Raw genomic sequence first — 15,079 nt, 5'->3', positions numbered from 1 at the left:
CCTTAGTAAACTTCCTCAAAGCAACGTGCGCCGGGCTTAACCTTTCGGCGCATGTCTTCCCAATCCCATTCATCCGGATCCATATCTACATAATCTCCTTTAACCAGCAGGTATTCAGGATACCCTTTCTTGGCCAAACCTTTGTAGATACCCGATTCCATTCCTTTGATACCACAGATGTAGACCAATGTATTGTCCTGACTGAAAATTGGATCCAGAATTTCTGCCTCATCTTCAATTGCTGTTTGCACATAGTACTTCGACCCGTCAGGCCGGCGATCTTCCCTGGAGATCTTGGCGATGTAATGAAAATTGTCATACTTTTTTTCCATTTCCATGAAATAATCGGGATAGATAAGGTCTGTACGGTAGGCTGCGCCAAAAACAAGTGCGATACTTCCTTTATAACCGGATTCGAGCATTTCCATGATCATTCCTCTGAATGGAGCTATACCGGTACCTGTCGCAAAAAAAACAAAATTGAAATCTTCCGGATGCTCAGGCAGTAAAAACCGCTTACCGCTAGGACCGGTGGCTTTAACTTTATCACCGGGCTTGAGATCTGCAAGGTAATTTGAACACACACCGGTATATAATTTCCCGTCTAATTCTTCTATAGTTCTTTTTACTGTTGTTGAGATAAGATTCGACTTACCATTTTCACCTACCGTTGGTGATGAAACCGAATATAGACGTAACTTGTGGGGCTTTCCTCTTTCATCCTCACCAGGAGGCAGAATACCGATCGATTGCCCAACTCGCACTCTTCCCTCAAGGTCGGTTCCCGAAACATCAAAAGTCACATGACGGACAAAGTTGGGACTGCTTTCCTTGGTGCAAATATAATTTTCAACGACTGTGATCTCGGTCGGATCCTTGGGAGAATAGATATTCAGTTCAACTTCAGGTAGAGTTATTTCCGCCATATTCTAATTCGGTGATTTGGTTCAAATAAAAAAAGCCCACATCCTTCTCAGATGCAGGCTTTGAAAATAGGTTATTCTCAATTAGAAATAAAATGTAAGTCCGGCTGATATGACATTACCACTGAATTCTTTTTCTGTGAGATCTTCACTTCCATCAAGAAACAGGTAACGATAATCAAAATTGAAAGCTGCTGATTCTGATATCGCGACATCGGCTCCAAAACCAAGATGGTATCCAAATTTTACCTCTGTGTCATCCCCTGGGTTAACAAAACCACCGTCATAATCATAAAAAGTGTAATAAGCTCCCAGACCTGCTAAACCATAGGGTGAAAAATTTCTTGCAAGGGGGGCAAAAAGCATTAATGAGCCGGTAATAGGCACTTGCTTAACGGATAATTCACCGCCGGTAGTAGTGTACGTTTGTTCACCCCTATATTCAATCGAGAATTCACCGCCCAGATATTTTCCTTTTGAACGGGATTGAAGACCAATAAACATGGTTCCATCTTCAGCATCAGGGGCTTTGTAATACCCTATTTTTGGGCCAATTCCTGATCCATCCTCTATTATATATTGTTGAGCAAAGGCCTGGGTGAACAGACTTGTGAACGCTATTACTGATACAATTGCAATTAACTTTTTCATTATTGTAGTGTTTGATTCAACTTCACTACTTTTAATGATCTCAGCCTTAATTGTTCCGATTCCTCATATTACTGATTACTGATACGATCTCTTATCAGTTCATCAATAGATAGCCTTTCTCCCCTTTCGTTCATCAATCGCGCAGCCTGTTGGTGAGTCACTCCGATACCTCTCATCCTGATGAGGTTTTCTTTGGAAAGGTCTTCCATGGTGTAACCAAGGTCAAGCATGTTGCTGGTAAAGAAAGCTGTAACATCAGCATTTCGGAGATCGATGAGATCCTGAATATTCAGATCGTAACCAAGTTCCTTCATCATTCTTGCAAAAGTGCCACTTACGTCAGCATTTTGCAGAGCTATCAGTTCGTCAAGGGTTACATCAGTGTACCCTATGTCTCTGATCTGAGAAGTATAGGTTGCCGTAACTCCTTCCTCACGAAGCTCCATTAGTTCTTCATGGGTCAAAGCTCCATATCCCATTTCTTCCATCCAGGCTCCCATACGGTTTAGCAGATCTTCATCCGGCTGATTGAGTTCCTGTACTATTGATTCGATCGGATTAATATCGAAAGTGGGAAAATTAATTTTCGAACCGGCATAAAAAACCAGTGTTGCAATGAATGCAATAAGAAGAATGTAATTAGCAATTTTTGAACCCGAGTTTCCTTCAGGTGTGGTCGAACTTTCAACGGTTTGAAATCCACCGCCTTCTTCCAGGTCCTTCAGGTCATTTTTCAGATTTTTAAACTTTGTACTCATAGTGATACCCATTTGTTATGTGGGAACCTACGATAATAGTTCTAAAAAGATACGTTAGAAATTTAATCGACCAGATCCAGCGAACGGGTCAGTTCCCCTATTGTAAATGGTTTAGATATGAGATCAACGCAATTGGTAGCCTTGGCTCGGTCGTAGTTAACCTTATCAGAATTACCGGTTAAATATATAACAGCCGTATCGATCTTTTCTTTGATCCGCGTTACCGCTTCAATACCATCAATATCTCCCTTTAATCTGATGTCCATCAAAATTATATCCGGTTCGTGTTCTTCAGCGAGTTTGATCGCATCTTCACCTGAAGCTGCCTTACCAACAAGGTCATGACCTAATTTTTTGATCATGTTTTCGACAACAAGTGAAATAATCATATCATCTTCAACGATAAGAATTTTCTTTACTGGTTCTGCCAATGTATTTCCTTAAAAAGCTTGAGATTAATCTTGTTTACCCTAACACTAAAGAGGAGAAAGGTGGTCAAATGTTACACTTTTATTTTGCTGAGTTGAGAAAAAGTTTTCTTCATTTGAAAACCTGGTTACAAGATCTACCATTATTCCCTCTTCTATGTCTACATATGCGATCCAGCCAGGGAATGTTTCATCGATTCCGTAACTGATCGGCACTGCCCAACAGGTTCTTATTTTTAATTCCTGGCCATTATTACTTTCGATCGGATAATGAACTTTAGTTGGAATTTCCTGCAAGTCCCGGGCCTGTACAGTATAAATGGAATCTACTCCGGTATAGCCCTGAAGTTCAATTTCCATACCTGCCATTTCCTCTTTCACATCCACATATCCAAAATTGATAAAATCAGGTACCTTGAAATTAGAGTACCAATTGCCCCAGATCCGGTTCACACCAAGTGCGTCTAAAAACACGGTTATTTCAGTACCTAGTACTTCGGCAGAGTCAACGAGTTGATTTTCAAAGGTCAGACTCCATTCTATATTGGCACTGTATTCATCAGGGCGACCACAATTTATGCAACCGGGTTGTGGAGACATTGATTTTAGTCTGAGCAGATTAGTATCCTGGATTCCCGTAAACTCTCGATTTTTATACAACACCCGTTTTGCAGCACTCAGCAATGTATCGGTATTGGTCATTTCAACCCGAACTACATTACGGTTAACGCGTTCACATGGGTTCTGCCCATCAATAAACAAAACCTCACTGAATCCGGTGAATCCATACTCATTGAGTGTGGAGCACAATCGTCCATTGTTAAGTTCATGATATTCTTCGTTCAACGATTGAAGTTCACCAAGTTCTACCTTGGAATATACTGTTGGATATTCGAGGGCATCATCACTGATGGTAAGCATATCACAGGCAGAAATTGAAAGAAGTCCTGCTGCCACTATTAAGATTGGAATGATTTTTTGCACGCCTTTGATACCTAATTGATGATGACATAAAGTACCAATTTAAGTACGGTCAAACAACAGTGATAACTATCATTTCGGCAGGTGATTAAATTCAAAAGCTCATATATTTTACCATGACCAACAAAAAGAGCATTTGTATACTGGGTGCCGGCGTTAGTGGATTAAGTACAGCTTTACGATTGTTAAAGCTAGGTTATCAGGTACATATCATAACAAAAGAGGATCCAAGAACGACAACATTGAAGCCCGAATTCTCCAGTCTTTTTCCTGCTGCATCTATCATTCCTCATGCTGTTAACTCAGATGAACTCATTGAAATATTCAGGATAAGCAAAGCTCATTTTAAGAGACTTCATTCTGAGCAATTCCCGGGCGTCAGGACAACTCAGCATTTCGAGCTTTTTTCACATGAAAAAAAGATACCGAAATATGCTTTTGAAATGGATCAATTCCAGACCCTGGATGAATTCAGGAACGGGTTCTACCCTGAGCATCCCGTTCATAAAGTAAAAAATGGATGGAGGTTCAACGCATATTTTGCTGACTGGCCGGTGTATTTTCCAGCCCTGACCCGTAAAGTTCTTACAAATGTTACAGGTTTTGAGATAAGGAGATTAAAGAAAGAAGACCTGAATGACCTCCCTTTTGATATTATTATAAATTGTACGGAGATTGGAAGCATTGAACTTTTTGAGGATAATTCTGGGATCATGATCCACCGTGGGCACCTGATCAACCTTCCGGGTGCACCGTCAATGAAAGATCCTCAAAATAATATTGTAACCTATAACTACTCTCCCGGTAAACAAGTTTATCAAACTGAACAAGGCTTTGAGCAAGACGTTTATTGCTACTCGCGTCAGGATGGCCTGGTTTTGGGAGGAAGCAGACAAAAGGGTTACCTTAATAAAGATGGCCGGTGGATGGGTGAAAAAAATATGCGTCCGACTACCGAAGTAAATGGACTGGAATTACCTTCTCAGATCATTGATCTTCATAAAAAAATTCTAAAGAATTCTTTTGATTTTGATCTACCTCCTATCTCAAAAATGCAATCAAAATTGGGTTATCGTTTCACTCGTTCTGATAGTGACGGGCTTAGAATTGAGGCTGAAGAAATTGGAAATAAGTTAGTGATCCATAATTATGGGCATGGTGGAGCCGGAGTTACATTAAGCTGGGGTTGTGCCCAAAAAGTGATCGATCTTTTAGATTCGAACAATGGCTAGATCAAATATATTATTCCTGAATAAGTTTCTGGACTCTTATTGAAGAACCTGTGCGGCATTTAAAAATCTCCCTTTAAATATTTCTTTTTAATACTTTTTTGGGCTTAGAAATCGATCCACAGAATTCTTTCTTTTTTTTCGGTGTTTGGTATCCCTGCCCGACATGCGTTTGCGCCACATTTTAAAACTAGATTGCTTCATTTCAGAACGCATCAGTTCTATAGTCTCCTCCTCATTCAATCCAAACTGGAACTCAATAGCATCGAAGGGTGTGCGATCTTCCCATGCCATTTCAATGATCCTGCTTTTATCGACCTTAGATAAAGTATCTCTATTATTCATAGTAAATAGTTTTTGAATACTACAATTCTCACATAGAATTCAATCCATAAAAAAGCTCCTGTCGATTAAGACAAGAGCTTAAATCTTCAATTAATTTTGATACGTTATTTACTTTCGGTCCCCAAATATTCTCAGCATGAATATGAACATGTTGATGAAATCAAGGTAAAGAGCCAATGCCCCCATGATAGCCCCTTTACTTCCCTCATCCGATTCCACATCCATTTCAAGACTCATGCGTTTTATCTTTTGAGTGTCGTATGCGGTTAGTCCTACAAAAACCAGAACACCTATGTATGTAACTGCCCAATACAGCATTTCACTGTGCCAGAATATGTTTACGATGCTGGCGATAATGATTCCAATCAACCCCATAAAGAGAATATTTCCCCAACTTGAAAGGTCTGTTTTGGTGAAATAACCGTAGGCACTCATCACACCGAAAGTACCTGCTGTCACAAAAAAGGTAGAAGCGATTGAGGCAGCTGTGTAGATCAAAAATAGTACAGAGAATGTAAGGCCATTCAATGCTGAATACAGCAAAAATAAGGTAATTGCCCGGGTGGCGTTCATACTTTCAATAGCACTCGACAACCATATGACAAGACCTAATTCGGCTAAGATAATCCCAAAGAACAGGATCTGATTACTTGCTATAGTATTAACAAGTGATTCTGAACTCGCCACCCTGAGTGCTACAAATCCGGTTATTGCCAAAGCAAGAGCCATCCAGCCATAGACTTTGTTTATAAAGGTAGCCTGAATCGATTTTACCTGCTCTGCTGTTAATTGCTGTGTATTCATTATTTCTTAATGATAAATAATTAGTTTAAAATTGAGCGTGTTTGAATAAAATTACTAAACCACGATAATCTGCAAATATTGCATGAATAAAATACTAAAATTCATCGGCGTTTGTATACTATGTATTCTCATAGTTACGGGTTTAGTTTATTTATTTGAATGGCTCCTTTAATCTAAAATTAAGTTGAGGTTTTTATGAAAAAGAATATGGGTTCCACAGACAAGATCATTCGGTTTATACTCGCAGCAATATTCGTAATACTTTACTTTACCGGTACAGTAAGCGGAACCTTAGGCATTGTATTATTGGTACTGGCTGCCGTTTTTGTACTGACAAGCTTGATAAGTTTTTGTCCGCTGTATGCTCCTTTTGGATTGAGTACCTGTAAAACAGATGCCTGACCAGGTCTGAACTTAATAAATAAAAAAGGGCATATAATTAAATATGCCCTTTTTCATGTCAGCTATAACCAGGTTAATATTATCAACTTCCAAACCAATAGCTTAGTTTGACAAGAAAAACATTGGTTGGTTTAGCGTTGAACATGTCATTTAGCTGGTCACCAAGATCAAATGCTCCAATTCGCGAGTAGTCCTCTCGTTGCTGCTGCCATACAAAGTACAGAGTTGAACCCGGGGTATATTCCCATCTGAACACAGCATTGCCCTGAAGTGAACGGAAATTAAAATCTGGATCAGAAATTGTGAAAGAAGATGAACTTCCATTTCCATCCGGATCGATCGAATAGGTTCCATTCTGTTCAGTTATGGTACCGATGTCTTCGCCATATACGTCGTAATTATACGAATATGGTTCTGCTACTTCCTTGAATCTTGAAAAATCCCCGGTTGATACAAATGGTCTTATGTAGGTTTGAAGACTCATTGTTGGGCTGAAGGTCCAGTTCAAACGCAGGTTTGCAATAATGGTGTGTTGTTCAATATCAGAGAACACATAACGATTACCGTAAGTTTGTGTAGCATTTACATCCGCAACAGCCGTAATGTACTGATCGATATCTACCTGATGCCTGTACTCAGGGCCAAAACTTAGCTGAATAAAACTGGTCGGTCTATAATTTACTCCAAACCAAACTGCATTGTCATATTCTCCGGCAACCTCACGACGCAAATTTCCACCTACATTGAAGCTGATATCTTTACTTCGATCGGTATTAATGTTAGCTATCAAATTCCAGTCCTTTGGTCGTTCTAACACCGGCCCACCACGACTTATCCGGTCGTAATATTGCTTAAAGTTATATCCAAAATTGTAATTGAATGACCACTGGTTATCGAAGGATACATATCCCCCATTTAAAATACTGTTTCGGATCTGATCACCGTCATAGTTCCAGCCGGAATCATATCCTCCAAAGAACTCATAGTATCTTACGAATTCCGGGTCGATCTCACGATAGACCACCACTCCTCCAATCCATTTTAAATCTGCACGTGTTTGGAATCCAAGATCATTGATCTCATAACCAGGTGATGTTTGCGAATAGGTCAACGCAGCAAGCCAGTTATCATCGCCACTCTGTTTCTTGATACTCATCTCAGTTGAAAATCCTTGTAATGAGTTTTTTGTGGGGTCAACAGAAAGAACATCAGAATCTATTCTATCATAATACCTTACCGGTGATCGCTGTGTTCTACTTATTGTCTCACTGCTACCGTGAACACTACTCATTGAGAAAGCACCACTCGCTACCCAATTCTGATCAGCAAACTGATGTTCATAATCGATTCCTCCCACATAAGCCGAACTATGCAGGAAATCTTCAAAGTAGCGCCCATTCAGAGAACGATTAACAGCTGTTGCAAATCCACCCACATAGGTGTTTCCCTTGTTGAAGTCTTTCTTGGCCCGGCCCACCAGGTAATTTGTTGCCGGTTCAACTGCAATAGAACCATCATTACCATTACCCAAAGTATAATCTGCATTTTCCTGAAGGGTATAAGCATCCATCAGACCAATCGACCACCCATTTTTGGTTTTACCGCTCAATTTTGCAGCTGTTGCGATCGTAGTGAGATCAGGAATGGTACTGTATTCAGAATTGACCCCGGCACGTCCCGGTGATCCTTGTGGCGAACGCCCTATCCTTCTGGAATAAAATGGCGTGGGTGAATTATATCTGATAAAGGTTTTGGTTTGACCAAATTGAAAAATATCTCTTCCTTCTAAAAAGAAAGGACGTCGTTCTGAATAGAAATTCTCATTAGCTGTCAGATTTATAACTGCAGGATCCGCTTCCACCTGACCAAAATCAGGGTTTATGGTAGCAGAAAGGGTCAGATCTGAAGTTATTCCATACTTGATGTCGGCTCCTACCCTCCCCGAGAGATCATTTCGCTGATAGTAAGGATCAGAGGTAGACTGTTCAGGAATACGGGTAAAGTCGGCTGAAACGTAAGGCATGATCTCAAGCCTTCTGGGTTCAGACAGTTGTTTGATACCACTTAGTTCTCCAAAATTAGATACAATTCCTGAGGCATTCTGCGAAGTGGGTTTCCAAAACATTTCTTCACCGCTTCTTGCTATACTGCGCTGAAAATTGATACCCCATCTCTGTTCATTAGCCTTGGAATCGAACCTGAGCTGTGATAAAGGGATCTTCATCTCAGCCGACCAACCATAATCGGTTATTTGTGCTTTTGCTTCCCATACGGCATCCCAGGTATCATCCTCGTTGGTATCATTGATGATCATAAAATCTCTTTGTACTCCCCGGGGGTTTACAGCAAAAATGAAGGCCGTTCGCTTATCATTATAGCTGTCAAAGCCTATTGTTACCCAATCACTTGATTCGGTACCATCTCTCCTAAACAATGGAGCAACTATTGAGTCCGGAGCAGAATCATATGCCTTTATCCCAATGTACACATGTGTATCGGTGTATAATATGCGGCCTTCGGTTCGTTGGGTTGCCGGTGCCCCGTCGTCAGGCGACCTTTGTGTGAACTGTGTCGCAGTAGGGATATTATTCCAAACACTTTCGTTAACCAGGCCATCCAGTTGTAAATTTGACAGGTCAGTTAATTTGATGGCGGTGAGTGAAGGGGAAGCCACTCTACCCGAGCGGATATTTTGCTCCTTTAGCGCGTTAATAACTTTACTTTCCTGATAAGAATTCTGGGCATTTGCTCCGACAGCAAGACATAGTAATCCCAGGGTTAGACATACGAATCTCATAGTAAATTTGATTTTGTTAAAAGGAGTCCTATCCCCGCAACACAATATGTAGCTTCATGTTACGGCTCCTTGGTTAGGTTTAGGTCTTACACGAAGAGTAAAAGAAAAAGTTACTGTTTATTTTACTTTTTCCTGATGGAAATGTCTCCATGAAGAGTTTTGAATAAAAATTCAGGTCCTCCTCCATTCACTTTCCCAATGATCCATTTGTTAATAGCTATCTTAAAACCTTCGTTGCTATCTGACTCTGACCTGGTACCTTCACGATCGATATCCATATCAAAATTAGTATAGACATCACCCCATTCAGTCTTCATTTTAGCGGTGAACCTGGCATCAGCCGGGAAAGCAATATCCATATCGCCATTCACACCTGTAAACGACATGGGCGATCCCGGTGTGACCCTGTTAAAGTCCACATTCATATCACCATTTACAGAATTAACAAGAACTGTCCCACTGATATCGCCAAGCTCAATATCTCCATTAACGGCGCTGATCTCCAATTCTCCTTCCACACCAAATACCCTAACATCACCCTGTACCGTACTAAGTTTGATAGAAAAGTTACGGGGTACATATACGGTCATCTCCAGATCATCGGTTGGGAACGGACCTGTTGATATCTCCACTTCATTGTTGTCTTCAACTACTTCCAGGCCCATTCCGCCTCCGGATATGCGTTTCATACCATTTTTCATAGCTTCACTTTCATCCTCTCGAATTCCATCACCGCTATAATTAATGATCACATTTTGCTGATCATGACTTCTTACTGTGATCTCATCTGAAAACATGGCATTGATGCTTAGTTTGCCCGGTTCTCCCGGATCCGTCAATGGAACCTCGATTGTATTCTGGGCAAATAAAGGACCGGAAAGGATGCATAAAAATAATGCTGTAAATAAATTGATCTTGATACTTCTCATGGTATTATATTATTTGATTACAGTTGTTTGATATATGCATTTCCGTTAAGTAAACGAAGCAGCACCTTTGGCCCACCTTGTCCGAACTGAATGGTTTCAGAACTTCCAATGCCGAACCGGCTCATCCCATCCTTTTTTCCTGACCGATCTGAACGAAAGCTTTTATCGTCAAAATCAGTATATAGTTCACCTTGTAAACTTTTAAAGGTTACATAAGCTGAAAAACTTTTTAATGCTGATACTTCAATATTTCCATTGACCGTATGAAGTTCTACATCCTCAACTGGATTCTCACTAAACACCGCTTTTATATTTCCGTTTACGGTCTCTGCATTTATCACACCACCTGAAATATCTCTGATAATTACACTACCATTGATATTACTGGCATCCAAACCGTGACTCATTCCATCAACAACCACCTCACCCGCATTGATAGTAGATATCTCTGACATCAAATAATGCGGCACCTTCATTTGAATATTAAATTCAAAACCCTGAATTCTCTCCTCCCAATCATTTTGCCTATTTGAGCGATAGTTCAATTTATTATCTTCAATTTCCACTTCAAGCCCGGGGTGACGAACAAATACAAACAAGTGTCCGTAATTTGATATTTTGTCCAGATAAAAGTCCTCAGGGTTAAAACTCCGCCTTACGTTTGGCTTCCCTGTTATGATCTTTTTGCCGGTGATCAGGATCTCATCCCCATCATAACCCTCTACATTCAGGTCTCCGTTGATATTATTGAAATGAAACAGGGTTTCTCGCGTCAATTCAGATGCAGGGATCCTCATCTCCACATCTTCTGTAACTCTTTCAGTCATTATATTGGACTGAGCCACAACCCCTATAGTTAAGAGGTAAAGGGCTAATGGTATCAGGTATATTCTTTTCATGGTCTCATTCCTCACATAAGTACAGCAATACTGCTTTGTAATTTTTGTTGAACATTATAATCGAGCTCCCGCTCCTGTAATATTTTTTCAAACTCTCTGGCGGATGATCTCACTTCAAGTTCCGTCATGGCATCAGCCAGTTCGATCAAAACGATCGGAGATTCTTGAGTTGCGATAGACCTCACCAATCCTTGCCTGACCCGTTCATTATCTCCCCATCGTCTCAAGGCTTCAATGGTTTGGACTCTCACATTCACGCTGGGGTCATTATTCAGGGTAAAGAGCAACGCATTAATAGCCTCCAGATCAGCATTTGGCAACTCTGAGCTAATATTCACTGCTTTCAGGCGATCTGTAGCAGATGAACCTTCCAGCATATTTACCATCATTATTTCCTTCAATGTTTGCATTTCCTGGCTCAACTGATCGATCTCAGTTTTATCCTGATCTATATAGGAACCAATGAATCCACCAATGAACAATAAGACAAAGGCATAGGCCATTCTGGGTAACGAGAACGACTCAACGACTCGGGATAACTGATCTTCGATCCATTGTTTCAGACCGATTCGATTCGATCGTTTTTCATCCTCAAGCATCGTGTAAAAACGTTCTCTAACCGATTCAGTGGCTTTGGGTACTGTTTGTTCGGAAAGTCTATCGTGAATATCCTCTACTTCCCTAAACTCTACAAAATCGATCTTTCCTTCTGCAATAAGAGTTTCCAGTTTTTCCTTGCCCTCATTGTTCAGCTCACCGGCCAGGTAGTCGGCTATCAGTTTTTCATATTCTTCATTCATAACTGTATTCCTTTTCAAAAGACGCTGCAAGGTCTTTTAGTTCTTTCATTGCCCTAAACATCTTAACTTTTATAGCTCCTTCTGTTGTTTCCAGGATCTCTGCGATCTCTTTGTATTTAAGTCCTTCAAAGCGACTCAATATGATCACTTCTCTTTTATCAGAAGGTAATTCATTCATCGCCATTTCAAGGATATCTCTCTTTTTCATCTTCTGATGAATTGGTTCATCCACACTTTCAGGCATCTCAATTCGAGATTCATCAATTTGAACAGGAACACCATTTCTTTTGACCATGCGATAGTGATCAATAAATTGATTACGTGCTATACTGAAAAGCCAGGTTGAAAACTTGCCATCTCCAGAATAACTGTGCCGATACTTCAAAAGTCTCTCAAAAACAGATTGAACCAGATCTTCGCTGGTCTGCTGATCTTTACACATACGAAAAAAATATCCGTATAGCCCACGGTGATAACGCTCAAACAATAAGCCAAGCTTATCAAGATCACCGTTCCTTACCTTCATCATTAATGTTTTATCTGAATTTGATCTCACTCAGATCCCTTGTTTAGTGTTTTCACTCTTATACACTGATTAGAAGGAAAAAGGTTACATAAAATTTTTTCCACAACTGATGTTCACTTGTCGTTATGGTCATCATCCTTATGAAGACGGATTTAAATGATCTGAAAAAATCATCATTTAATATTCAAACTTTCCCTTACGTCTCCTTATTTTCATTCCCTTGAAAAATAATTACTACAACTGAATATCATCAATGAGCGATACCAAGATCTTTAGCTTTTTAGCATCACAACTTAATTTTTCAAACAAACAGATCAGCACCGTTGCCAAGTTTTTGGATGAAGGGGCAACCGTTCCTTTTCTGGCACGTTACAGGAAAGAAGCAACTGATGGTCTTGATGAAGAACAGATCCGTGCCATTCGCGATGGACTTGAAACCCAGCGTACTCTGGAAGCCCGTAAGGATACGATCCTAAAATCGATCAAAGAACAGGAGAAACTGACTCCTGAGCTTGAAGAACAGATCCTGAACTGTACCGATCTAAAAACGCTGGAAGATATTTATCTGCCATATAAACAAAAGCGTAAAACCCGTGGCGATAAAGCCAAAGAAAAAGGCCTTGAACCTCTTGCGAAGCTGATCTGGGAACAGGAAATCAAATCCGGAGATCCTGTGGAATACGCTAAGGAATACATCAACCCGGAAAAAGAGGTGGAATCTGTGGAGGATGCTTTTAGCGGAGCCACTGATATTGTTGCAGAATGGATAAACGAGAGCCTTGAGGTTCGAGAGATGCTGAGAAAGGTCTTTTCAGAACACTCTAGCATTGTTACCAAGAAAAATCCCACGGTTAAAGATCGAACCAATTTTGAAGATTACTACGACTTTTCTGCCAAAACCAACAAATTAAAACCCTATCAGATCCTGGCGATCAATCGTGGTGAAAGAGAGAATATCCTCTTTGTGAATGTAGATCTGTGGGAAGAACGAACTTTGGAAAATATTGATGATACGGTTATCACCAATGACCTGAGCATCTTCACTGAATACTTACAGGATGCCGTCGAAGATGCCTATAAGCGGCTTCTCTTCCCTTCACTGGAACGGGAACTCCGGAATGAACTCACTGACAAAGCCGATGCCCACGCTATCGAAACCTTTGCCACTAACCTTGGTAACCTGCTTATGCAGCCCCCACTGGATAATAAGGTAGTAATGGGCATTGACCCGGCTTTCCGAAGCGGTTGTAAAGTGGCAGTAGTGGATCAGCACGGAAAGTACCTTGAAGGTACAACCACCTATCCCACACCTCCTCAAAACAAGGTAGCCGAAGCTGAAGTTGTTTTCGAAACACTCATTGACAAATATGGTGTGGAATTGATCGCTATTGGAAATGGCACGGCCAGTCGTGAAACAGAACAGATCGTAGCTGAATTTCTTCAAAAACGAAAGCAGAAACATCCTGACGAGGATCTTCACTATCTGATAGTTAATGAAGCCGGAGCCTCCGTTTACTCTGCCTCTAAGGTAGCTCGTGAAGAATTTCCTGAACTCGATGCTGCACAGCGAGGTAATATTTCTATCGCCAGAAGGGTACAAGACCCACTGGCAGAGTTAGTGAAGATCGATCCGAAATCCATCGGGGTCGGTTTATATCAGCATGATGTCAATCAAAATCAACTTTCTGGGAAATTGGATGACGTTGTGGAAAGTTGTGTAAATGAAGTTGGAGTCAATTTAAACACTGCCTCTGCTCCACTTTTGTCACATATATCAGGACTGAGCAAGCGGGTAGCTACAAATATCGTGAAACACCGGGAAGAAAAGGGTATTTTCATTGACCGTGAACAAATTCGAGATATAGATGGTGTAGGCGATTTCCGATTCCAACAGGCCGCCGGTTTCATGCGAATTCCCGAATCCAAGAACCCATTGGACAATACAGCCATTCACCCCGAGAGTTACGAAGCCGCTGAGAAGCTATGTAACCTGTTCGGTATCAATCTGGATAATTTATCGGAAGAAAAAGATAAGATCACCGGTAAATTCAAAGGTGTGAACCTGGAAGACACCGCTGAGCAAATAGGCGTAGGTGTTCCAACTTTAGAGCTCATTATCGAAAACCTGCAGAAGCCAGGCCGTGATCCTCGTGAATCATTGCCAAAACCATTGCTCCGAACCGATGTAATGAAGATGGAGGACCTCAAAGAAGGTCAACAACTGGAAGGAACCGTCCGAAATGTGGTGGATTTCGGTGCTTTTGTGGATATTGGTGTGAAACAGGACGGCCTCCTTCACATATCCAACATGAGTGACAAAAAGAAAGTGGAAGACCCACATGATGTGATTAGTGTTGGGGATATCATAAGTATTGAAATTATTACCCTGGATCTTGAACGAGGACGAATTGGATTGAAATTAGTTAACGGATAGAACCATTTTGACCAGAGTTTCACGCATGCATTACTCCCGAGTCACCGGGACGGTTGGTAACGAGCATTCTCAATTTTTGAATTTAGAAATGCTCGTTCCGAACGGCCCGTTCGGAATGCATGACGGAACCGCCGGTTCCATTCTGTTGACATTAATAACAAATAAATTATCAC

15 protein-coding genes are annotated in these 15,079 nt (G+C 40.8%); 3 read left to right on the top strand and 12 right to left on the bottom strand.

What is annotated here, in order from left to right; translation table 11 throughout:
- Nucleotides 1-2 precede the first annotated feature (2 nt).
- The 5 genes from AC13FX_RS11360 to AC13FX_RS11340 all read right to left on the bottom strand — a co-directional run bounded on the left by AC13FX_RS11360 (nt 3) and on the right by AC13FX_RS11340 (nt 3,744).
- Entirely contained in the window at nt 3-926 is a 924-nt protein-coding gene (locus AC13FX_RS11360; RefSeq protein ID WP_482880770.1) for a ferredoxin reductase domain-containing protein, read from the bottom strand.
- Nucleotides 927-1,007: 81 nt separating this feature from the next.
- Nucleotides 1,008-1,574 carry an outer membrane protein gene (locus tag AC13FX_RS11355; protein ID WP_482880769.1) on the bottom strand — a complete coding sequence of 189 codons (567 nt, stop codon included), beginning with the start codon at nt 1,572-1,574 and terminating at the stop codon, nt 1,008-1,010.
- A 68-nt stretch (nt 1,575-1,642) separates the two neighbouring features.
- On the bottom strand, nt 1,643-2,332 hold the full coding sequence (locus AC13FX_RS11350; protein WP_482880768.1) for a hypothetical protein: 690 nt from the start codon (nt 2,330-2,332) through the stop codon (nt 1,643-1,645).
- A gap of 62 nt (nt 2,333-2,394) precedes the next feature.
- The gene (locus AC13FX_RS11345; protein ID WP_482880767.1) at nt 2,395-2,763 is read right to left on the bottom strand and encodes a response regulator; all 369 of its coding nucleotides are present in this window, start codon (nt 2,761-2,763) and stop codon (nt 2,395-2,397) included.
- A gap of 45 nt (nt 2,764-2,808) precedes the next feature.
- Entirely contained in the window at nt 2,809-3,744 is a 936-nt protein-coding gene (locus tag AC13FX_RS11340) for a hypothetical protein (RefSeq protein ID WP_482880766.1), read from the bottom strand.
- A gap of 113 nt (nt 3,745-3,857) precedes the next feature.
- Here AC13FX_RS11340 and AC13FX_RS11335 point away from each other — a divergent pair, with 113 nt between their 5' ends.
- The gene (locus tag AC13FX_RS11335; RefSeq protein ID WP_482880765.1) at nt 3,858-4,973 is read left to right on the top strand and encodes an FAD-dependent oxidoreductase; all 1,116 of its coding nucleotides are present in this window, start codon (nt 3,858-3,860) and stop codon (nt 4,971-4,973) included.
- Between the two features lie 87 nt (nt 4,974-5,060).
- Here AC13FX_RS11335 and AC13FX_RS11330 read toward each other — a convergent pair whose 3' ends face one another.
- Both AC13FX_RS11330 and AC13FX_RS11325 read right to left on the bottom strand, forming a co-directional pair.
- Complete coding sequence (locus AC13FX_RS11330; protein ID WP_482880764.1) at nt 5,061-5,315, bottom strand: TIGR03643 family protein; 255 nt, start codon at nt 5,313-5,315, stop codon at nt 5,061-5,063.
- A gap of 108 nt (nt 5,316-5,423) precedes the next feature.
- Nucleotides 5,424-6,119, bottom strand: coding sequence for a Bax inhibitor-1/YccA family protein (locus AC13FX_RS11325; RefSeq protein ID WP_482880763.1), 696 nt, complete (start codon nt 6,117-6,119; stop codon nt 5,424-5,426).
- A 195-nt stretch (nt 6,120-6,314) separates the two neighbouring features.
- Between AC13FX_RS11325 and AC13FX_RS11320 the strand changes: the two genes are divergently transcribed.
- Nucleotides 6,315-6,521 carry a YgaP family membrane protein gene (locus AC13FX_RS11320; RefSeq protein WP_482880762.1) on the top strand — a complete coding sequence of 69 codons (207 nt, stop codon included), beginning with the start codon at nt 6,315-6,317 and terminating at the stop codon, nt 6,519-6,521.
- Nucleotides 6,522-6,603: 82 nt separating this feature from the next.
- Here AC13FX_RS11320 and AC13FX_RS11315 read toward each other — a convergent pair whose 3' ends face one another.
- The 5 genes from AC13FX_RS11315 to AC13FX_RS11295 all read right to left on the bottom strand — a co-directional run bounded on the left by AC13FX_RS11315 (nt 6,604) and on the right by AC13FX_RS11295 (nt 12,475).
- Nucleotides 6,604-9,318 carry a DUF5916 domain-containing protein gene (locus tag AC13FX_RS11315; protein WP_482880761.1) on the bottom strand — a complete coding sequence of 905 codons (2,715 nt, stop codon included), beginning with the start codon at nt 9,316-9,318 and terminating at the stop codon, nt 6,604-6,606.
- A 122-nt stretch (nt 9,319-9,440) separates the two neighbouring features.
- Nucleotides 9,441-10,247, bottom strand: a complete 807-nt coding sequence (locus AC13FX_RS11310) for a DUF4097 family beta strand repeat-containing protein (RefSeq protein WP_482880760.1) — start codon at nt 10,245-10,247, stop codon at nt 9,441-9,443.
- 17 nt (nt 10,248-10,264) lie between these two features.
- Nucleotides 10,265-11,146: a DUF4097 family beta strand repeat-containing protein gene (locus AC13FX_RS11305; RefSeq protein WP_482880759.1), complete on the bottom strand. Its 882-nt coding sequence runs from the start codon at nt 11,144-11,146 to the stop codon at nt 10,265-10,267.
- Nucleotides 11,147-11,157: 11 nt separating this feature from the next.
- Nucleotides 11,158-11,946, bottom strand: a complete 789-nt coding sequence (locus AC13FX_RS11300) for a HEAT repeat domain-containing protein (RefSeq protein WP_482880758.1) — start codon at nt 11,944-11,946, stop codon at nt 11,158-11,160.
- A complete protein-coding gene (locus AC13FX_RS11295) occupies nt 11,939-12,475 on the bottom strand; it encodes an RNA polymerase sigma factor (protein ID WP_482880757.1) in 537 nt (178 codons plus the stop codon). Before AC13FX_RS11295 ends, AC13FX_RS11300 begins: the two co-directional genes overlap by 8 nt.
- 250 nt (nt 12,476-12,725) lie before the next feature.
- On the opposite strand from AC13FX_RS11295, the gene AC13FX_RS11290 reads away from it, so the two are divergent.
- The gene (locus tag AC13FX_RS11290; RefSeq protein ID WP_482880755.1) at nt 12,726-14,906 is read left to right on the top strand and encodes a Tex family protein; all 2,181 of its coding nucleotides are present in this window, start codon (nt 12,726-12,728) and stop codon (nt 14,904-14,906) included.
- Nucleotides 14,907-15,079: the final 173 nt, after the last annotated feature.

Source organism: Gracilimonas sp. B-17, from assembly GCF_056857935.1.
Note: the sequence above shows the minus strand (reverse complement) of the source record. Positions and strands in the feature narration are given on the sequence as shown.

Excerpts from the sequence above, each read along its gene's own strand:
- AC13FX_RS11360 (WP_482880770.1), bottom strand. The coding sequence starts at position 926 with ATGGCGGAAATAACTCTACCTGAAGTTGAACTGAATATCTATTCTCCC.
- AC13FX_RS11355 (WP_482880769.1), bottom strand. The coding sequence starts at position 1,574 with ATGAAAAAGTTAATTGCAATTGTATCAGTAATAGCGTTCACAAGTCTG.
- AC13FX_RS11350 (WP_482880768.1), bottom strand. The coding sequence starts at position 2,332 with ATGAGTACAAAGTTTAAAAATCTGAAAAATGACCTGAAGGACCTGGAA.
- AC13FX_RS11335 (WP_482880765.1), top strand. The coding sequence starts at position 3,858 with ATGACCAACAAAAAGAGCATTTGTATACTGGGTGCCGGCGTTAGTGGA.
- AC13FX_RS11330 (WP_482880764.1), bottom strand. The coding sequence starts at position 5,315 with ATGAATAATAGAGATACTTTATCTAAGGTCGATAAAAGCAGGATCATT.
- AC13FX_RS11325 (WP_482880763.1), bottom strand. The coding sequence starts at position 6,119 with ATGAATACACAGCAATTAACAGCAGAGCAGGTAAAATCGATTCAGGCT.
- AC13FX_RS11320 (WP_482880762.1), top strand. The coding sequence starts at position 6,315 with ATGAAAAAGAATATGGGTTCCACAGACAAGATCATTCGGTTTATACTC.
- AC13FX_RS11315 (WP_482880761.1), bottom strand. The coding sequence starts at position 9,318 with ATGAGATTCGTATGTCTAACCCTGGGATTACTATGTCTTGCTGTCGGA.
- AC13FX_RS11310 (WP_482880760.1), bottom strand. The coding sequence starts at position 10,247 with ATGAGAAGTATCAAGATCAATTTATTTACAGCATTATTTTTATGCATC.
- AC13FX_RS11305 (WP_482880759.1), bottom strand. The coding sequence starts at position 11,146 with ATGAAAAGAATATACCTGATACCATTAGCCCTTTACCTCTTAACTATA.
- AC13FX_RS11300 (WP_482880758.1), bottom strand. The coding sequence starts at position 11,946 with ATGAATGAAGAATATGAAAAACTGATAGCCGACTACCTGGCCGGTGAG.
- AC13FX_RS11295 (WP_482880757.1), bottom strand. The coding sequence starts at position 12,475 with ATGATGAAGGTAAGGAACGGTGATCTTGATAAGCTTGGCTTATTGTTT.
- AC13FX_RS11290 (WP_482880755.1), top strand. The coding sequence starts at position 12,726 with ATGAGCGATACCAAGATCTTTAGCTTTTTAGCATCACAACTTAATTTT.